19 protein-coding genes are annotated in these 18,028 nt (G+C 71.0%); 12 read left to right on the forward strand and 7 right to left on the reverse strand.

What is annotated here, in order from left to right; all coding sequences use genetic code 11:
• The 3 genes from BG482_RS15340 to BG482_RS15350 form a co-directional block, all read left to right on the forward strand.
• Window positions 1-688 (forward strand): RDD family protein (locus BG482_RS15340; protein WP_256096380.1); only part of this gene is annotated, 688 nt, incomplete at its 5' end.
• Between the two features lie 164 nt (window positions 689-852).
• The gene (locus BG482_RS15345) at window positions 853-1,560 is read left to right on the forward strand and encodes an RDD family protein (RefSeq protein WP_069769581.1); all 708 of its coding nucleotides are present in this window, start codon (window positions 853-855) and stop codon (window positions 1,558-1,560) included.
• Between the two features lie 173 nt (window positions 1,561-1,733).
• Window positions 1,734-2,645 carry a hypothetical protein gene (locus tag BG482_RS15350; protein ID WP_069769582.1) on the forward strand — a complete coding sequence of 304 codons (912 nt, stop codon included), beginning with the start codon at window positions 1,734-1,736 and terminating at the stop codon, window positions 2,643-2,645.
• 151 nt (window positions 2,646-2,796) lie between these two features.
• On the opposite strand, the gene BG482_RS15355 is transcribed toward BG482_RS15350, so the two are convergent.
• Window positions 2,797-3,138, reverse strand: coding sequence for a hypothetical protein (locus tag BG482_RS15355; protein ID WP_069769583.1), 342 nt, complete (start codon window positions 3,136-3,138; stop codon window positions 2,797-2,799).
• A gap of 376 nt (window positions 3,139-3,514) precedes the next feature.
• Between BG482_RS15355 and BG482_RS15360 the strand changes: the two genes are divergently transcribed.
• Together BG482_RS15360 and BG482_RS15365 are read left to right on the forward strand one after the other, a co-directional pair.
• Window positions 3,515-5,866 carry an immune inhibitor A domain-containing protein gene (locus BG482_RS15360; protein WP_069769584.1) on the forward strand — a complete coding sequence of 784 codons (2,352 nt, stop codon included), beginning with the start codon at window positions 3,515-3,517 and terminating at the stop codon, window positions 5,864-5,866.
• Window positions 5,867-5,998: 132 nt separating this feature from the next.
• Window positions 5,999-6,352, forward strand: coding sequence for a hypothetical protein (locus BG482_RS15365; RefSeq protein ID WP_069769585.1), 354 nt, complete (start codon window positions 5,999-6,001; stop codon window positions 6,350-6,352).
• Between the two features lie 6 nt (window positions 6,353-6,358).
• On the opposite strand, the gene BG482_RS15370 is transcribed toward BG482_RS15365, so the two are convergent.
• From BG482_RS15370 to clpS, 4 genes are all read right to left on the reverse strand, one after another.
• A complete protein-coding gene (locus BG482_RS15370; protein ID WP_069769690.1) occupies window positions 6,359-6,781 on the reverse strand; it encodes a Mov34/MPN/PAD-1 family protein in 423 nt (140 codons plus the stop codon).
• A 194-nt stretch (window positions 6,782-6,975) separates the two neighbouring features.
• Window positions 6,976-8,409 (reverse strand): amino acid permease, encoded by a 1,434-nt coding sequence (locus BG482_RS15375; protein ID WP_069769586.1) that lies wholly within the window; start codon window positions 8,407-8,409, stop codon window positions 6,976-6,978.
• A 320-nt stretch (window positions 8,410-8,729) separates the two neighbouring features.
• Entirely contained in the window at window positions 8,730-9,338 is a 609-nt protein-coding gene (locus tag BG482_RS15380) for a DUF2017 domain-containing protein (RefSeq protein ID WP_069769587.1), read from the reverse strand.
• 11 nt (window positions 9,339-9,349) lie between these two features.
• Window positions 9,350-9,667 (reverse strand): ATP-dependent Clp protease adapter ClpS, encoded by a 318-nt coding sequence (clpS, locus tag BG482_RS15385; RefSeq protein WP_069769588.1) that lies wholly within the window; start codon window positions 9,665-9,667, stop codon window positions 9,350-9,352.
• A 137-nt stretch (window positions 9,668-9,804) separates the two neighbouring features.
• On the opposite strand from clpS, the gene BG482_RS15390 reads away from it, so the two are divergent.
• The 6 genes from BG482_RS15390 to BG482_RS15410 all read left to right on the forward strand — a co-directional run bounded on the left by BG482_RS15390 (window position 9,805) and on the right by BG482_RS15410 (window position 14,558).
• Complete coding sequence (locus BG482_RS15390) at window positions 9,805-11,151, forward strand: nicotinate phosphoribosyltransferase (protein WP_069769589.1); 1,347 nt, start codon at window positions 9,805-9,807, stop codon at window positions 11,149-11,151.
• 125 nt (window positions 11,152-11,276) lie between these two features.
• Window positions 11,277-11,861 carry a nicotinamidase gene (locus BG482_RS15395; protein ID WP_069769590.1) on the forward strand — a complete coding sequence of 195 codons (585 nt, stop codon included), beginning with the start codon at window positions 11,277-11,279 and terminating at the stop codon, window positions 11,859-11,861.
• Window positions 11,862-11,925: 64 nt separating this feature from the next.
• A complete protein-coding gene (locus tag BG482_RS15400; protein WP_069769591.1) occupies window positions 11,926-12,951 on the forward strand; it encodes a LacI family DNA-binding transcriptional regulator in 1,026 nt (341 codons plus the stop codon).
• A gap of 175 nt (window positions 12,952-13,126) precedes the next feature.
• Window positions 13,127-13,222: a putative leader peptide gene (locus BG482_RS46170; protein WP_319301368.1), complete on the forward strand. Its 96-nt coding sequence runs from the start codon at window positions 13,127-13,129 to the stop codon at window positions 13,220-13,222.
• Between the two features lie 90 nt (window positions 13,223-13,312).
• The gene (locus BG482_RS15405) at window positions 13,313-13,591 is read left to right on the forward strand and encodes a MoaD/ThiS family protein (RefSeq protein ID WP_069769592.1); all 279 of its coding nucleotides are present in this window, start codon (window positions 13,313-13,315) and stop codon (window positions 13,589-13,591) included.
• A gap of 16 nt (window positions 13,592-13,607) precedes the next feature.
• Complete coding sequence (locus BG482_RS15410) at window positions 13,608-14,558, forward strand: PLP-dependent cysteine synthase family protein (RefSeq protein ID WP_069769593.1); 951 nt, start codon at window positions 13,608-13,610, stop codon at window positions 14,556-14,558.
• Window positions 14,559-15,129: 571 nt separating this feature from the next.
• Here BG482_RS15410 and BG482_RS15415 read toward each other — a convergent pair.
• A complete protein-coding gene (locus BG482_RS15415; protein ID WP_069769594.1) occupies window positions 15,130-15,636 on the reverse strand; it encodes a type II toxin-antitoxin system PemK/MazF family toxin in 507 nt (168 codons plus the stop codon).
• 261 nt (window positions 15,637-15,897) lie between these two features.
• Here BG482_RS15415 and BG482_RS15420 point away from each other — a divergent pair, with 261 nt between their 5' ends.
• Entirely contained in the window at window positions 15,898-16,650 is a 753-nt protein-coding gene (locus BG482_RS15420) for an MBL fold metallo-hydrolase (RefSeq protein WP_069769595.1), read from the forward strand.
• Window positions 16,651-16,769: 119 nt separating this feature from the next.
• Here the strand turns inward: BG482_RS15420 and BG482_RS15425 are convergent, their stop codons facing one another.
• Window positions 16,770-18,020, reverse strand: coding sequence for a PTS transporter subunit EIIC (locus BG482_RS15425; RefSeq protein ID WP_069769596.1), 1,251 nt, complete (start codon window positions 18,018-18,020; stop codon window positions 16,770-16,772).
• Window positions 18,021-18,028: the final 8 nt, after the last annotated feature.

Raw genomic sequence — 18,028 nt, forward strand, 5'->3', positions numbered from 1 at the left:
GGGTGCCGCGGGCGTCCCCCGGCAGCCCGCCGCACCCCTCGCTCCCGTCGCCCCGGCCACCCCGGTCGCCCCCGCAGGCCCCGGTGGCGGGCAGCCCTCCTGGGCGCAGCAGGTGCACCGGCTCGCGGGGGCCGAGGACGGGCCCGTCGCGCCCTGGAAGCCGCCGGTGGACGACATCTTCCAGGCGGCGGCCCGGCGTCAGGCCTCGGCCCGTCCGGCGGGCCTCGGCAAGCGGCTGGTCGCCCGTCTCGTCGACACGCTGGTCCTCGCGGCCGTCACCGGCGCGGCCGCGGTACCGCTCGGTGTGCGGGCACTCGACCACGTCCACCAGAAGATCGACGCGGCCAAGCTGACCGGGGAGACCGTGACCGTCTGGCTGCTCGACGGCACGACATCGGTGTACCTGGGGATCGTCCTCGCCGTCCTGCTGGTGTTCGGGATCGTGTACGAGGCCCTGCCGACCGCCAGGTGGGGCCGCACGCTGGGCAAGAAGCTGCTCGGTCTCGACGTGCGGGACATCGAGGGCGGCGAGCCCCCGACCTTCGGGGCGGCCTTGCGACGCTGGCTCGTCTACAGCGTTCCCGGTCTGCTCGCCGTCGGCGTCGTGGGCGTCGTCTGGGGCCTGTTCGACAAGCCGTGGCGCCAGTGCTGGCACGACAAGGCGGCGCACACGTTCGTCGCGGGCTGACCGCACACCCGGCCCCGCTCGATCCGCCTCGGCCCTCCCGGGCCCCCGCCCCGGGACCGCGCTTTGCGCGCCCTCCCGCCCGCGCGCCCTCCCGCCTGTGCCGGGTACCCCGTACGGCCGCTCGCCGGATGCGGAGCGCGGGGGTTCGGGGTCGACTCGGGGGCATGACCACCGAACCGCCCCCCGGCTCCGGCGGCGGCGAGCCGCCGGAGGACGACCCGTTCAGGAAACGGCCGCCGCAGCAGCCCCCGCAGGGCTCGCCGTACGATGCCCCGCAGGGTCCGCAGGGTCCGCAGGGGCCGTACGGCGGAGGCGCCGGGCAGCCCCCGCCCCCCGGCGGAGGCCCGTACGGCGGAGGCCCGTACGGCGGTGATCCCTACGGTGGTGACCCGTACGGCGGCCGTCCCACCGACCCGCTCGCCGGGATGCCCCCGCTCGCCGAGAGCGGCAGGCGCACGCTCGCCCGGATCATCGACATGGTCATCGTCTTCATCGTCGTGACGCTGCTGGCGTGGGCCTTCGGGGTCGCGCAGTACACCATGAACGCGGACAAGATCGAGTTCGGCAAGACCTTCGGCCGGGAGCTCCTCGCCGTGATCCTGTACGTCGCGTACGACACGGTCCTGACCGCCAGATCGGGCCGGACGCTGGGCAAGAAGTGGCTCGGCATGCGCGTGGCCGACCTCGACAACGGTGCGACGCCCTCCGTGCAGACGTCGCTGATCCGCGCGCTGGTGCTGTGGGTGCCGTTCGCGTTCTGCTGCGCCTGTCTGTGGACGGCGATCTGCGGCGGCTGGAGCTACTTCGACAAGCCGTACAAGCAGGGCCTGCACGACAAGGCGGCCAAGACGGTGGTGGTCAGCACCGGCTGACGTACCGCCGACGACGGCGCCCGTCCCCCTGCGCCGCCGGGTTGGCCGAAACCTCAACTACCGTCACTCGAAACACAGTTGATGTGCATCCCCCTGGTTGGCAGACTCGCCCCGCCGGCGTGCCGAGTCAGTGGCGTCGGCAACGGGTCACTCCATCTCTCAGGGGGACGTCAATGTCACTCAGCACGCCCGAACGCGCCGTGGCCCGCACCGCGGCCGTCCTCGTACTGGCCCTGGGCATGGCCACCGGCACGACCGGCCTGCTGTCCGGCGCCGAGGCGCACGCCGTGCCCGTCACTCAAGGATCCTTCAGCTTCGGGGGCGACGAGGGGGACTACATCAGCGGCGGGAGGTCCTACGCCTACACGACCGCGTCCCAGGACCGTATGAGCATCTCCGCCGACGGCGCCGACAACGCGGTCCACCTCCAGGCGGACGGAGCGAACGGCGACTGGTGGTCGCTGGACCTCGCGGCGCCCTCCGGCGAGGTCCTCGCGCCGGGCACCTACACCGGCGCCACCCGCCACCCGTTCAACACGCCGACCGAACCGGGGCTGGACCTCAGCGGCAACGGGCGTGGCTGCAACACGCTCACCGGCCGATTCACCGTCCTCGACGTGGAGTTCGGCCCGCAGGGCTACGTGAAGAAGCTGGACGCCACCTTCGAGCAGCACTGCGAGGGAGGCGCGGCCGCGGCGCGCGGTGAGGTCCACATCGACAACCCGGCCCCGCCGGCCGAGCTCGGCCTCGGCCTCGCGGTGGCACTGGACGGCACCGCGTCCACCCTGAACGGCAAGGCCGCCCTGCACGGGACGGTGAGCTGCAGCAAGCCGGTGAGGGTGGACGTGTCCGGCAACGTCACCCAGGTGAAGAGGCAGAAGCTCATCCGCGGCTCCTTCACCGCGTCGGTGTCCTGTAGGCCGGGCGCGCCCATGGCCTGGAACGCGACGGCCGTGCCCACCGGGGACACCCCCTTCCAGCGCGGAGACGTCGAGGTGGAGGCGCGGGCCACGGCGACGGACCCGGACTACGCACAGCCGGTCACCGCGGCCGAGACGGTGGCGGTCCACCTCGAGCGCGCCTGAGCCGGGGGCCACGGTCCGGGGCCGCCCGCACCCGGGGTCCCCGGACCGTCCGCTCCGGCGCGTGCCGTGAGTGGGCGGACACGCCGACGGCCCGCACACCCCCGAGGGGGCGTGCGGGCCGTCGGCACGCAGGCTTTCGGTGTCTCGTCGGTCAGGGAGCGGTGTGCTCCCTGACGGGTTCGGACGCCGAGGCGACCGAAGCCGGCACGGGCGCCTGCAGGGGCGTGTGCGCGGGAACGGTGACAGGGACGGCGACGGGGACGGACCGGGGCCGGCTCGCGGCAGTGCTCGCGGCGGAACGGGCCACAACGATCCTCGACGGCTTCGACGTCGGCACCGTCATGGCGACGAGCACGCCGAGCGCGACCGCGGCGACGACGATGACGGCGATCCCGGGGCCCGAACTCGTCTGTGACAGCAGCAGCATGGCGAGCGTCGAGAAGATGACGGTGCAGGAACCGTACGTGAGCTGTGCAACAGTCGGACGAGGCATGGCAATCGTGTCCTCGGAAGCGGGGGCGGTCTCGACTTCTCTTCGCCTGCATGCCCGAGTGGGACGAGCGGTAAGCGTGACCTAACCCACGGTGCCGGTGCACAGGGGGCGCACGGAGTCATGGCGTCCATCAGGTGGACGGTCCCGCGCGCCCGCCGCCGTCCTTCATGGTCCGTCATGTTGCCGTCATATGTCCGCAATACGAACACCGGCTCCCGATAATGCATTTGACTTGTCCAAGTCAAGGTCTGTCTTTTCTCGCAAACCAGTAGTCAAATGGCGTCACTTGACTACACGCGTATAACAGCGCGCGGACCTTCCTTGACAGGGATCCCCCCTTTCCGCGCGCACGGGCGCGTGCGTGGGAGGACATCAAGTGAGCAGTAGATCCTGGACGTATCGGACGGTCGCGACCGTCGTCGCCCTGGCCGCGGCCTCGGCGACGTACACCACGTTCGCCGTGGCGCAGGCCGCCGAGAACGGCGCGGCCAAGGCCCCGGCGGTGGACCGGCGCGACCCGCAGCCGGCCAAGGCCAAGGAGCACGACTTCGACGGGCCGATGAGCAAGACGCAGGACGCCCAGCGCGAGGAGGCGCTCAAGCAGGTCATATCCGGCAAGGCGTCGGTCAAGGACCGTAACGGGTCCAAGGTCGTCCAGCTCAAGAGCCGCAAGGGCGACAGCAAGTACGTCGAGCTGGGACGCGAGAAGACCGACAAGATCTTCACGATCCTGGTCGAGTTCGGCGACCAGGTCGACTCCCGCTACGGCGGCACGGCCGGCCCGCTGCACAACCGGATAGCCGCGCCGGACCGGGCCAAGGACAACTCCACGGCCTGGCAGGCGGACTACAACCAGAAGCACTTCCAGGACCTGTACTTCGGCGCCGGCAAGAACACCGAGTCGCTGAAGAAGTACTACGAGAAGCAGTCCTCGGGCCGCTACTCGGTTCAGGGCGAGGTCACCGACTGGGTCAAGGTCCCCTACAACGAGGCCCGTTACGGCTCCAACAAGGCCTCCACCGGCGCCTGGTACGCGGTCCAGGACGGCGTCAACGCCTGGGTCGCCCAGCGCAAGGCCGCGGGCGCCACCGCCGCCCAGATCAAGACGGAGCTGGCCCAGTTCGACCAGTGGGACCGCTACGACTACGACGGCGACGGCAACTTCAACGAGCCCGACGGCTACATCGACCACTTCCAGATCGTGCACGCCGGCGAGGACGAGTCCGCGGGCGGCGGCGCGCAGGGCGAGGACGCCATCTGGGCCCACCGCTGGTACGCCTTCGGCACCGACGCCGGCTCCACCGGCCCGGACACCAACAAGCTCGGCGGCACCCAGGTCGGCGACACGGGCATCTGGGTCGGCGACTACACCATCCAGCCGGAGAACGGCGGACTCGGCGTCTACGCGCACGAGTACGGCCACGACCTCGGCCTGCCGGACGAGTACGACACCTCCGGCGGCGGCGAGAACTCCACCGGCTTCTGGACGCTGATGTCCTCCGGTTCCTGGCTCGGCACCGGCAGGAAGGCCATCGGCGACCTGCCCGGCGACATGAACGCCTGGGACAAGCTCCAGCTGGGCTGGCTGGACTACGACGTCGCCGCGGCGGGCCGCAAGTCCAGCCACACGCTGGGCGTCGCGGAGTACAACACCAAGAACGCCCAGGCCCTCGTGGTCCAGTTGCCGGAGAAGAAGGTCACCACCGAGGTGGTCGCCCCGGCCGAGGGCGCCACGCAGTGGTGGAGCGGCAGCGGCAACGACCTGCGCAACACGCTCACCCGCGACGTCGACCTGACCGGCAAGTCCTCCGCCGCCCTCACGATGGACGCCTGGTGGGACACCGAGAAGGACTACGACTACGGGTACGTCGAGGTCTCCACGGACGGCGGCGCCAACTACACGCCCGTCGACGGCACGCTGGCCGACGGCACCGCGATCCCGCGTGACGGCAGCGGCAAGCCCGCGCTGACCGGCACGGTCGCCTCGTACCAGAAGCTGACGTTCCCGCTGGACGCCTACGCCGGCAAGAAGATCAGCCTGCGCTTCCGTTACGCCACCGACGGCGGCGTGGCCCAGAAGGGCTTCACGGCCGACGAGATCAAGGTGACGGCCGACGGCGCCGCGCTCTTCTCCGACAACGCGGAGAGCGCAGACCCGGCCTGGAAGGCGACCGGGTTCTCCCGCATCGGCGGATCCGTCAGCGACGACTACGCGCAGTACTACATCGCCGAGAACCGCCAGTACGTGTCGTACGACAAGACCCTCCAGGTCGGCCCGTACAACTTCGGTTTCACGACGACGCGCCCCGACTGGGTCGAGCACTACGCGTACCAGAACGGCCTGTTGATCTGGAAGTGGGACACCTCCCAGGCGGACAACAACACCAGCGCGCACCCGGGCGAGGGCCAGATCCTTCCGGTCGACTCGCACCCGACCCCGCTGAAGTGGGCCGACGGCACCGCGATGAACGCCCGTCTGCAGAGCTTCGACTCGACCTTCAGCACGTACCGGACGGACGCGATCACGCTGCACAAGGCGGACGTCGCGGTCAAGATCAAGTCCCGTCCGGGCGTCCCGGTCTTCGACGACGGCAAGTCGACGTACTACGACGCCTCGACCCCGCTGTCGGGCGTGAAGATCACTGACACCAACACCTCGATCAAGATCGTCAGCGAGCCGAAGAGCGGCTCCACGATCAAGGTGAAGGTCGGCCCCTCGGCGAAGTAGCCGACGTTTTAGCAGGTCAGACGCGTATCGGCGGCAACCCCTGGCGGGTTGCCGCCGATCGTGTTTAGGTGCCTCCTGTGCCCTACTTATTGACACCGACCTCGACACCGACGCGCACGGGGGTGTGACCGCATGGCCGCAGGAGGCTTCTGCAAGCTGCCCGACGGCATGGTGGTGGTGGCGCTGAACCTGCCCCGCCCCGCCGCCCGAGAGGGCCTCCCGGGCCCCGCCGCGGACGTCCGCGTCCTCGTCCACGCCCAGAACCGGGCGCGCGCCCTGACCAGGCTGCGCAACCTGGGCCTGCGCGCCGTCTACCTGCGCGGCAACGCGGCCCCGCCGACCCCGGACGAGATCACCGCGGTCCTGCACCATCCCGACGGCCTGATATGGCGCACCCCGCCCGACAACGGCGTCCCGGCGGGCGTCACGGCCGGCCCGGAGCTGTGGCGGCCCATCAGGGCCCTGCTGAGGAGCGCGGCCGCGTAGGGCCGCTCAGTACGCCTCGACGACGCGCACGTCCTCCTCGGTGACCTCGCCGTCCAGGATGCGGAACGAGCGGAACTGGAACTCGCCGAGGCCGTCGGTGTCGGCGGTGGAGACCAGGACGTAGTGCGCGCCGGGCTCGTTCGCGTACGAGATGTCCGTGCGGGACGGGTACGCCTCCGTCGCCGTGTGGGAGTGGTAGACGATCACCGGCTCCTCGTCGCGGTCGTCCATCTCGCGGTAGAGCTTGAGCAGGTCGCCCGAGTCGAACTCGTAGAACGTGGGGGACATGGCCGCGTTCAGCATCGGGAGGAAGCGCTCGGGGCGGTCCGTGCCCGCCGGGCCCGCGACGACTCCGCAGGCCTCGTCGGGGTGGTCCTTGCGGGCGTGGGCGACGATCTGGTCGTGCAGGGCCCGGGTGATGGTCAGCATGGTCGCCAGGATAAGCAACCGGCGTGGCGCCGCGCGGCGGCGTTCCGTCGGCGGGACGGCCAGCGAGCGGCGGGCCGCCCCGCACCGGTGGACGGTACGGAACGGCCCGCGTGGCGGACGTCCTGAGCGGCCGCCGGAGGGGGCGCCACGAGTGCTCCCTGCGGCCGGACGCCCCGGGGGTGGCCGGCGAACGGTCAGCCGACCTTCTCGAGCTCCGGCTCGCGCCGGTCGGCGATCTGCGGGTTGCGGCGCTTGAGGACCGCCCAGCCGACGCCGAGGGCGGCGGCCCAGCCCGCCATCACGTACAGACACACGCGCGAGTCGGCGTCGTAGGCGATCAGGCCGGTGACGAAGAGCAGGAACACGATGGCCACCCAGCTGAACGCGGAGCCGCCCGGTGCCGGGAAGCTGGACGCGGGCAGCCGGCCCGCGACGACCGCGCGGCGGTACAGGATGTGGCTGATCAGGATCATCAGCCAGGTCCAGATGCCGGCCGCGGTGGCCACCGAGGTGACGTAGCCGAACGCCTTCTCCGGGACGACGTAGTTCAGGACCACGCCGATGCCCATGAACAGCACGGAGACCGTGATGCCGAGGGCGGGCGTCTTCGTCGACGACAGCTTCCGGAAGGCCGCGGGCGCCTCGCCGCTGTCGGCCAGGTTCCGCAGCATGCGGCCGGTGGAGTACATGCCCGAGTTGCAGGAGGACAGGGCCGCGGTCAGCACGACGAAGTTGACGATGCCGGCGCCGGCCGGGATGCCGATCTTCGCGAACGCCTCGACGAAGGGCGAGACGCCCGGTGCGAACTCGGTCCACTTCACCACGCACAGGATGACGGTCAGCGCGCCGACGTAGAACAGCGCGATCCGCCAGGGCAGCGTGTTGATCGCCTTGGGCAGGGTCTTCTCGGGGTTCTCGGACTCGCCCGCCGTGACACCGACGAGCTCGACGGCGAGGTAGGCGAACATGACGCCCTGCAGGGTCATCAGGGACGAGCCGACGCCCTTGGGGAAGAAGCCGTCGAAGGCCCAGAGGTTGGAGACCGCGGCCGTGTCGCCGGCGCTGCTGAAGCCGAAGGTGAGCACGCCCAGGCCGATCACGATCATGCCGATCAGGGCGGTGACCTTGACCATCGAGAACCAGAACTCCAGCTCGCCGAAGAGCTTCACGGAGATCAGGTTGACCCCGAAGAGGATCACCAGGAAGACCAGGGCGGTGACCCACCGCGGGACGGCCGGGAACCAGTAGTTGACGTAGATCGCGGCGGCCGTCAGTTCGGCCATGCCGGTGACGACCCACATCAGCCAGTACGTCCAGCCGGTGAAGTAGCCGAAGAACGGCCCGAGGAACTCCCGCGAGTACTCCGCGAAGGAGCCCGAGACCGGGCGGTAGAGCAGCAGCTCGCCCAGCGCCCGCATGATGAAGAAGATGATCCCGCCGGCGAGGGCGTACATCAGGATGAGACTGGGGCCGGCCTTGGCGATGTTCGCCCCGGCGCCCAGGAACAGCCCGACGCCGATGGCGCCGCCGATCGCGATCATCTGGACCTGGCGGCTGCCGAGTCCGCGTTCGTATCCCTCTTCGGGAGTGTCGGTGACAGCGGTGTCGGTGACCTTCTCAGAGGTCATGTGTGGTGCGCCTTTCTCCATGCCGAACCGGGCCTCTCGTCGGCCGCGGATCGGGTTTCGATCCCCCCGGATTGATGGAGCGATGCCTGGCCGGCGATCAACCGGCTCGGTGGCGCACCCGGCCGAACATACGGGTGGTGTTCGCCGGGCGGTCGTGAAGATTTATCACGCCCGCCATACTGATCAACCGGCGGCCGTGTGGCGCACGACACAAGAAGAAGTGGATGAACGAGACACAAAGAGGACACTCCCGGCCGCCGCGGTAATGCGATCGTTATCCGGATTTGAGCGTCCTCTGAGCGAACAAGAAGGCGGACGAACTACGGCATAAGGGTCGCGACGAGGGTCTCCTGAAGCCCGCCCAGCCACAGATACGCCATCACCATCGGCTTACGCGGGTCCTCGTCCGGCAACCGGTAGAGAAGATCGGTGTCGTCCTCGTCGGTGATCTCCAACCGGGAGCCGATCGCGAGCCGCAGGTCGTTCAGCGCCCGCAGCCAGGCCTGTGACTCCTGCGGCGACAGTTTCAGCACCGCCCCGCCCGCGTCGGCCGCCTCCGCGGCCAGCGCGTCCAGCGAGCGGACCACCGTGAGGGCGTTGTCGCGCTTGCCGGCCCGCAGGTCGTTCTCGGTGTAGCGGCGGAACTCGGCGGAGTGCGCCTTCTGCTCGTCCGCGCCCTTGGCGCCCGAAGCGCCCTCCGGGGCGGTGTAGGCGTCCGGGAAGAGCCTTCTGAGCACCGGGTCGGAGGGCGGCTCGCTCGGTCCCTCGGCGAAGAGCTCGGCGAGCGGATCGTCGGAGGCGTCCTCGGCGGGGCCGGGGCCGATCAGCTCCAGGAGCTGCACGGCCAGCGACCGGATGATGGAGATCTCGACGTCGTCGAGCGCGACGGCCGCGCCGCCGCCGGGGAGCGGTTCGAAGTGTCCAGGCATAGGAGGGCAGGCTACTTCCGGTCCTGCTGGAGGGTGGCCCACAGGCCGTAGCCGTGCATGGCCTGCACGTCGCGTTCCATCTCCTCGCGGGAGCCGCTGGAGACGACCGCCCGGCCCTTGTGGTGGACGTCCATCATGAGCTTGGTGGCCTTGTCCTTGGAGTACCCGAAGTACGTCTGGAAGACGTACGTCACGTAGCTCATGAGGTTGACCGGATCGTTGTGGACGATCGTGACCCAGGGGACGTCCGGCTCGGGTACGGCGAAGACCTCCTCCGCCGACTCGGTGCGTTCGATCTCAAGGGGAGCGGGTGACGTCACACCGTCCATGCTGCCACGCGCCATGGAAATCGTCACACCGACGAAAAGGGAGTAGCATCCCTTGCCATGCTGCACGCACCGGGGGACGGCCCCCGGACCCCTGGCCGCGCCCGGGGTAACGGAGAGTCACGGACAGGGTGAGGCAAGTGGACGTAGCGGACCTTGGGCTGCCGGTGGAAGTTCCGTCGACGGCGCTCTTCACGGACCAGTACGAGCTGACGATGCTGCAGGCCGCGTTGAAGGCGGGCACCGCCGAACGGCGCAGCGTGTTCGAGGTCTTCACCCGGCGGCTCCCGGACGGCCGGCGCTACGGCGTCGTCGCGGGCACCGGGCGGGTCCTGGACGCGGTGGAGAACTTCCGCTTCGACGCGAACGTCCTGCGCTTCCTGCGCGAGCGCGACATCGTCGACGAGGAGACCCTGGCCTGGCTCGCCCGGTACCGCTTCTCGGGTGACATCTGGGGCTACCCCGAGGGCGAGGTCTACTTCCCCGGCTCGCCGATCCTGCGCGTCGAGGGCTCCTTCGCCGAGTGCGTCCTGCTGGAGACCGTGATCCTCTCCATCCTCAACCACGACTCCGCCATCGCCGCCGCCGCATCCCGGATGTCCTCCGCCGCGGGCGAGCGCCCCCTGATCGAGATGGGCGCCCGCCGCACCCACGAACTCGCCGCGGTCGCCGCCGCCCGCGCCGCCTACGTCGGAGGCTTCACCACCACCTCCGACCTGGCCGCCGGCTTCCGCTACGGCATCCCCACCGTGGGCACCAGCGCCCACGCCTTCACCCTCCTGCACGACAATGAGCGGGACGCCTTCCGCGCCCAGGTCGAATCCCTCGGCCGGGGCACCACCCTCCTGGTGGACACCTACGACGTCACCGAGGCCGTCCGGCTCGCCGTGGAGGTCGCCGGCCCCGAGCTCGGCGCCGTCCGCATCGACTCCGGCGACCTCCTCCTCGTCGCCCACCGGGTCCGCCAGCAGCTCGACGAGCTCGGCGCGACCGACACCCGCATCATCGTCACCTCCGACCTCGACGAATACGCCATCGCCTCCCTGGCCGCCGCCCCCGTGGACGCCTACGGCGTCGGCACCCAGCTGGTCACCGGCTCCGGACACCCGACGGCCTCCATGGTCTACAAACTGGTCGCCCGCGCCGAGTCCGACGACCCCGAGGCGCCCCTCGTGCCGGTGGCGAAGAAGTCCACCGGCGGCAAGACCTCCGTCGGCGGCCGCAAGTGGGCGGCACGCCGGCTGGACGCGTACGGCGCCGCCGAGGCCGAGGTCGTCGGCACCGGCGCGGTGCCCGCCGGACTGACCGACGGGCTGCTGCTCGTCGAGCTCGTCAAGGGCGGCGCCGTCGTCGCCCGCGAGGCCCTGGACGTCGCCCGCGACCGGCACGCCGCCGCCCGCGCCGGCCTGCCCCTGTCGGCGACCCAGCTCTCACGGGGCGAACCCGTCATTCCCACGGAGTATGTCCACGACGGGTCGGGTAGCTAGGGCGTATGCCCGGCGACCGCCGGGCGCCGCCCCCTCCCGCCCGACCGGCAAAGTCTCTAGGCTCGATTACTTCACCTCCCCCGCGACCGACAGAGCCGGGGGACCGCCATCGAAGGACACCGCCCATGCGCCGCGCCTTGATCGTCGTTGACGTGCAGAACGACTTCTGCGAGGGAGGCAGCCTCGCGGTGACCGGCGGCGCCGACGTGGCCGCCGCGATCACCGAACTGATCGGGCAGGCCCCCGCCGGATACCGGCACGTCGTCGCCACCCGCGACCACCACATCGCGCCCGGCGGCCACTTCGCCGACAACCCCGACTACGTCCACTCCTGGCCCGCGCACTGCGTCGCCGGCACGGAAGGCGTCGGCTTCCACCCCAACTTCGCCCCGGCCGTCGCCTCCGGCGCCGTCGACGCCGTCTTCAGCAAGGGCGACTACGCGGCCGCCTACAGCGGCTTCGAGGGCGCCGACGAGAACGGCGTCACGCTCGGCGACTGGCTGCGGTCCCGCCAGATCGACGAGGTGGACGTCGTCGGCATCGCCACCGACCACTGCGTACGCGCCACCGCCCTGGACGCGGCCCGCGAAGGCTTCCGCACCCAGGTCCTGCTGGACCTCACCGCGGGCGTCGCCGAGGGCACCACCGTCCGGGCCCTGGAGGACATGCGCGCGGCGGGCATCGAACTGACGGGAAAACCAGTCGTCTGACCCACCCCCCGACCGGTTACCGTCTCCGGAAGCGCACCCACAACTCGCCCCCACGGAGACGGTGTTGATCCCGAGCTCGCCCGCACGACGCCCCACGCTCGACGACGTCGCCCGGCGGTCGGGAGTCTCCAAGTCCACCGTCTCGCGGGTGATCAACGGGGAGGCCCGGGTCCGGGCGGAGGTCGTCGACCGGGTCCGCCGTGTCGTCTCCGAGCTGGGATACGTCCCCAACCAGGCCGCCCGGCAACTGGTCACCCACCGCACCGGCGCCGTCGCCGTGGTCGCCGCCCAGCCCGAGAACCGGCCCTTCCTCGACCCCTTCTTCGACCTCCTGCTGCGCGGCATCCGCCGCGAACTCGCCCTCCACGGCGCCCAGGCCGTCCTGCTCTTCGTGGACGAGCCCGACGACTACCCGCGCGTGGCCGACTACCTCGGCGGCGGCCATGTCGACGGCGCGATCCTGTTCTCCCTGCGCCCGGGCGACCGGCTGCACGAGATGACCGGCCGCCTCGGCCTGCCCGCCGTCTTCGGCGGCCGCCCCCTCCTGCGCGACGGCGACACCGTCCGCGGCCACGCCTACGTCGACGGCGACAACCGAGGCGGAGCCCGCCAGGCCGTCCGGCACCTCGTCTCCCTCGGACGCCGCCGGATCGCGACCGTCACCGGGCCCCACGACCAGGAGAACTCCGCGGCCGACCGGCTCGCCGGCTACCGGGACGTCCTGCCCGACGCCCCGGCCGACCTCGTCGAGCGGGCCGACTACACCCGGGAGGGCGGAGCCGGCGCCATGACCGCGCTGCTGGCCCGCCGCCCCGACCTGGACGCCGTCTTCGTCGCCTCCGACCTGATGGCGTCCGGCGCGCTGCGGGTCCTGCGCGAGCACGGCCGCAGTGTGCCGGACGACGTCGCCGTCGTCGGCTTCGACGATCTCGTCTCCATCGCCGGGACGACCGACCCGCCCCTGACCACCGTCCACCAGGACGTCCCCGAGATGGGCCGGCTGATGGCGCGTCTGCTCATGCGGCAGAGCGCCGCGCAGCCGCCCACGGCGATCGTCCCGACCCGCCTGGTGCGCCGTGCGTCGGCCTAGGCCCGCGAGCCCCGACCACCGCACGCGGGCCGGCATCCGGGCCGAGCCGGCCGGGCCGGGCCGCGCCGGGCCGCGACCGGTCGGCAGCCGGGGGCATCTCACTCACCGACCGGAATACGTCCATCATGTGGGATCACATTCCGGAAGACGGACCGGGAATCGATACGATGAGCCCATGGTTCTGAACGACGTGAGCACGAAGACGCCGGGCGCACTGCTCGTGGCGCGGCTGCACGTCGACCTGTGCAGGCTCGCCAGCGCCATCTGTTGACGCAGGCCCTGCCGCCGCACGGCCGTGAGCCGCGGCGCCTCACACGCACGTATCCGCGCTGCCCACACCATCCGACAGGAGCCCACAGCCATGGCCATCGAGGTCCGCATCCCGACCATCCTCCGCCAGTACACCGAAGGTCAGAAGGCGGTGGAGGGCAGCGGTGAGACCCTCGCCGACCTGTTCACCGACCTCGAGACCCGGCATGCGGGCATCCACGCCCGCATCGTGGACGACGGCAAGCTGCGCCGCTTCGTGAACGTGTACCTCAACGACGAGGACGTCCGCTTCGTCGACGGCATCGACACCAAGCTGACCGACGGCGACACCGTGACGATCCTGCCGGCCGTGGCCGGCGGCATGGCCTGATCGGCCGCCGACCCCGATGCGCTACGACTCCCCGCTGGCCGCGGTGGGCAACACCCCTCTGGTGCGCCTGCCGCGGCTCTCGCCGTCCTCCGACGTCCGCATCTGGGCGAAGCTGGAGGACCGCAATCCCACCGGCTCGATCAAGGACCGGCCCGCCCTGCACATGGTCGAGCAGGCGGAGAAGGACGGCCGCCTCACCCCCGGCTGCACCATCCTGGAGCCGACGAGCGGCAACACCGGCATCTCCCTCGCCATGGCGGCGAAGCTCAAGGGCTACCGCATGGTCTGCGTGATGCCGGAGAACACCTCCCAGGAACGCCGGGACCTGCTCGCCATGTGGGGCGCCGAGATCATCCCCTCCCCGGCCGCGGGCGGCTCCAACACCGCCGTGCGCGTCGCCAAGGAACTCGCCGCCGAGCATCCCGACTGGGTGATGCTCTACCAGTACGGCAACCCCGACAACGCCGGCGCCCACTACGCCGGCACCGGCCCGGAGATCCTCGCCGATCTGCCGTCGATCACCCACTTCGTCGCCGGCCTCGGCACCACCGGCACCCTGATGGGCGTCGGCCGCTACCTGCGCGAGCACAAGCCCGACGTCAAGATCGTCGCCGCCGAGCCGCGCTACGACGACCTGGTCTACGGCCTGCGCAACCTCGACGAGGGCTTCGTGCCCGAGCTGTACGACGCCTCCGTCCTCACCACCCGCTTCTCGGTCGGCTCGGCGGACGCCGTCACCCGCACCCGCGAACTCCTCCAGCAGGAGGGCATCTTCGCGGGCGTCTCCACGGGCGCGGCCCTGCACGCCGCGATCGGCGTCGGCAACAAGGCCGTCAAGGCGGGGGAGAGCGCCGACATCGTGTTCGTCGTGGCGGACGGCGGCTGGAAGTACCTGTCGACCGGCGTCTACACCGCGACCACGACCGAGGAGGCCATCGAAACCCTGCAGGGCCAGCTCTGGGCCTAGGCGAGCAGGGGCGCGGGACCGACAGCGCGCGGGGGCCGACCAGCCCGGGCGACTCGATCCCCCGAGCAGGCCCCGCACCCCGCCCTCCACCGGGAAAAACCTGCACCCCGCCCTCCGGCGGGCTGGGCCCGCTTCGGCCGGGTCTCCCGGGCCGGCTCGGTCACGGCCGGTCGGTCGTCGGCTGGGCCCGCCCGTCGGCCGGTGGTCGTCCGCCGTGCCGGCCTCGTCTCGGTCGGGTCTTCGCAGGGCTGGGCCCGCTTCGGCCGGGCCCTCGCCGGGCCGGCTCCGTCACGGTGAGTCGTGCGCCGGGCTGGGCCCGTCCAGCCCGGCCCTCCGTCCGCCCCGCCTTGGTGAGTCGTACGCCGGGCCGGGCCTCGCCTCGGCCGGGCCGGTTCCGTCTCGGCCGGGCCGGGTCTGTCTCGGCTTGGTCTCAGGCGGGTCGGCCCCGCCTCAGCCGATCACTCCGTCGGCCCCGCCTCGGCCGATCACTCCGCCGGCCCCGCCTCGGTCGGTCGTCGTCGGCCCCGCCTCGGTCGGTCGTCCGTCGGGACGGGGTCCGTCTCGGCGCGTCTCAGGTGGCCAGGTGCCGGACCTGGTCCCACAGGGCGCGGTCCACCATGCCCACCCGGCGCCGGAAGTCGCTCAGGCGCACCTGGCGCAGCTCGTCCGTCTCCAGATAGCTCGGCCGGCCGCGCGCGTCGCCGACGGCGCCCGGCGGGAGGGGGATCACCCCGGGCCGCTCGTCGTGGTACTTGCTGGTGATCTTCACGACCGTCACCCGGTCACCGCGCACCACCAGCACCAGACACGGCCGGTCCTTCGCGCCGGGCCCGTCCTCGAACGGCACGTCCGCCCACCAGATCTCCGCGGGCCGGGGCCGCCCGGGCGCGCCACGACCGCGAGCCGGCCGCCCCGTCGGACGATCCGTCGAACGGCCTGTCGGGCGGCCCGTGCGCCGACCGGGCGGCCTGGTCCCGGGGCGCCGCGGTCGCCGCCCCCGTCCCCAGCCGTCCACGAGCGCCGCGACCAGCGCGAGCAGTACCACGGCCGCGAGCGCGAGCCACCAGGACGTGTGCATACGACGACGTTACCGGGCGCGCGCTTGCCGCTGCGCGCCCTCTCCACACCTCACGAGCCCCGGGTCCAGCCGAACCGGTGACACCACAGGTGAGTTCGCCCACAACAGCCCCTGGTGGAGGAGCGACCCGAGGTTTTGCGCCTTACGCTCGACGGACCGCACGACCCCTGTCGCCCCATTTGACGATCATTCGTTCCACGGTCCGCCCCACGGATCCCTTCCGGTACATCTCGGTCACCCGCCAGCGGAGGATTCTGCTTTATGAAGCTCACCGTCGTCGGCTGCTCGGGGTCGTTTCCGTCCGCGGAATCGGCCTGCTCGAGCTACCTCGTCGAGGCCGACGGCTTCCGGCTGCTTCTCGACATGGGCAACGGCGCCCTGGGCGAGCTGCAGCGCCACTGCGGTCTGTACGACCTCGACGCGATCTTCCTGAGCCATCTGCACGCCGACCACTGCATCGACATGTGCGCGTACTTCGTCGCGCGCTACTACCGGCACGACGGCGGGCGCTGCGACCCGATCCCGGTCTACGGTCCCGAGGGCACGGAGCACCGCCTCACCACGGCCTACGCCGACACGCCCTCCGCCTCCTCGATGAGCGAGGTCTTCGACTTCCACACGGTCAAGCCGTCCACCTTCGACATCGGCCCCTTCACCGTGCACACCGAACGCGTGGCCCACCCGGTGGAGGCCTACGGCATCCGCGTCGAACACGGCGGCCGGTCGCTGACCTACTCCGGAGACACAGGCGTGAGCCCCGCCCTGGAGGAACTCGCCCGCGACAGCGACCTGTTCCTGTGCGAGGCAGCCTTCACCCACGGCAAGGAGAACATCCCCGACCTGCACCTCAACGGCCGCGAGGCCGGCGAGGCGGCGAGCCGGGCGGGCGCACGCAAGCTCGTGCTGACCCACATCCCCCCGTGGACGGACCCCGAGGTCAACCTGACGGACGCCCGGACGGCCTTCGCCGGCCCGGTGGAACTGGCCAGACCCAGGGTCACGTACGAGATCTAGCCGCATCCCGCGCACCCGATCCACAGGCCGTACGAGGTTCAGGCGCACGGCACGCGAAAGGCCCCCGGAATTCGCCGACTCCGGGGGCCTTTCACGTGGGTGGGCGCGAACGCCTGCGCCTACGCCTTGGTGAGGTCGTCGACCTCCTCCTCGGGCTCGCGGCCCGGGGTGGGGAGGTTCCACTTGGTGATCGCGAAGCGGAAGACCACGTAGTAGATCGCCCCGAAGACCAGACCGATCGGAATGATCAGCCAGGGCTTGGTGGCCAGGTTCCAGTTCAGCGCGTAGTCGATGAAGCCCGCGGAGAAGGTGAAGCCCGCGTGCACGCCGAGCGCCCAGGTGATCGCCATGGACAGGGCGGTGAGCACCGCGTGGATCGCGTACAGCAACGGGGCGATGAACATGAACGAGAACTCGATCGGCTCGGTCACACCGGTCACGAAGGACGTCAGCGCGAGCGAGATCATCATGCCGAGGACGGCCTTGCGGCGCTCGGGACGAGCGGTGTGGGCGATGGCGAGCGCGGCGGCCGGGAGACCGAACATCATGATCGGGAAGAAGCCCGACATGAACTGACCGGCGGTCGCGTCACCGGCGAAGAAGCGGGTCAGGTCACCGTGCACGACGGCGCCGGCGGAGTCCTTGAAGTCACCGATCTGGAACCAGGCGACGGAGTTCACGAACTGGTGCATGCCGACCGGGATCAGCGCGCGGTTGATCAGGCCGAACAGACCCGCGCCGAAGGCGCCGAGACCGGTGATCCACTCGCCGAAGTTCGATATGCCCTCGCCGATCGGCTCCCAGACCAGACCGAAGAAGACGCCCATCGCCGTGCCGAGGAAGGCCATGATGATCGGCACCAGGCGGCGGCCGTTGAAGAAGCCGAGCCAGTCCACCAGCCGCTTGCGGTGGTACCGCTGCCAGACCACGGCGCTCAGCAGACCCATCAGGATGCCGCCGAGGACGCCCGGGTTGTTGTAGGTGGCGGCTATGTCCGCACCCGCCTGGACCTTGGCCTCGGTGACCGGGAACGCCTTCAGGACGTTGCTGTAGACCAGGAAGCCGACCAGCGCCGCCAGGGCCGTGGAGCCGTCCGCCTTCTTGGCGAAGCCGATGGCGACGCCGATGCAGAAGAGCATCGGAAGGTTGTCGAAAATGGCGCCACCGGCCGTGGCGAACACCGCCGTCACCTTGTCGGGCAGGTTCAGCTTGTCGTGCACATCCTGCTGGCCGAAGCGCAGCAGCAGGCCCGCCGCCGGCAGCACGGCGATCGGGAGCTGAAGGCTTCGGCCGACCTTCTGCAGGCCCTGCAACAGGCCGGATCCCCGCTTCTTCTCGGGGGCCGCCGTGGGCGCGGTGGCGGTGCTCATAGACTTCC

Source organism: Streptomyces sp. LUP30 (assembly GCF_001746365.1).
GTDB lineage: Bacteria > Actinomycetota > Actinomycetes > Streptomycetales > Streptomycetaceae > Streptomyces.

Bases quoted from the DNA above. Each gene is read 5' to 3' on its own strand.
- BG482_RS15345 (WP_069769581.1), top strand. From the start codon at position 853: ATGACCACCGAACCGCCCCCCGGCTCCGGCGGCGGCGAGCCGCCGGAG.
- BG482_RS15350 (WP_069769582.1), top strand. From the start codon at position 1,734: ATGTCACTCAGCACGCCCGAACGCGCCGTGGCCCGCACCGCGGCCGTC.
- BG482_RS15355 (WP_069769583.1), bottom strand. From the start codon at position 3,138: ATGCCTCGTCCGACTGTTGCACAGCTCACGTACGGTTCCTGCACCGTC.
- BG482_RS15365 (WP_069769585.1), top strand. From the start codon at position 5,999: ATGGCCGCAGGAGGCTTCTGCAAGCTGCCCGACGGCATGGTGGTGGTG.
- BG482_RS15370 (WP_069769690.1), bottom strand. From the start codon at position 6,781: ATGCTGACCATCACCCGGGCCCTGCACGACCAGATCGTCGCCCACGCC.
- BG482_RS15375 (WP_069769586.1), bottom strand. From the start codon at position 8,409: ATGACCTCTGAGAAGGTCACCGACACCGCTGTCACCGACACTCCCGAA.
- BG482_RS15380 (WP_069769587.1), bottom strand. From the start codon at position 9,338: ATGCCTGGACACTTCGAACCGCTCCCCGGCGGCGGCGCGGCCGTCGCG.
- clpS (WP_069769588.1), bottom strand. From the start codon at position 9,667: ATGGACGGTGTGACGTCACCCGCTCCCCTTGAGATCGAACGCACCGAG.
- BG482_RS15395 (WP_069769590.1), top strand. From the start codon at position 11,277: ATGCGCCGCGCCTTGATCGTCGTTGACGTGCAGAACGACTTCTGCGAG.
- BG482_RS46170 (WP_319301368.1), top strand. From the start codon at position 13,127: ATGGTTCTGAACGACGTGAGCACGAAGACGCCGGGCGCACTGCTCGTG.
- BG482_RS15405 (WP_069769592.1), top strand. From the start codon at position 13,313: ATGGCCATCGAGGTCCGCATCCCGACCATCCTCCGCCAGTACACCGAA.
- BG482_RS15410 (WP_069769593.1), top strand. From the start codon at position 13,608: ATGCGCTACGACTCCCCGCTGGCCGCGGTGGGCAACACCCCTCTGGTG.
- BG482_RS15415 (WP_069769594.1), bottom strand. From the start codon at position 15,636: ATGCACACGTCCTGGTGGCTCGCGCTCGCGGCCGTGGTACTGCTCGCG.
- BG482_RS15420 (WP_069769595.1), top strand. From the start codon at position 15,898: ATGAAGCTCACCGTCGTCGGCTGCTCGGGGTCGTTTCCGTCCGCGGAA.
- BG482_RS15425 (WP_069769596.1), bottom strand. From the start codon at position 18,020: ATGAGCACCGCCACCGCGCCCACGGCGGCCCCCGAGAAGAAGCGGGGA.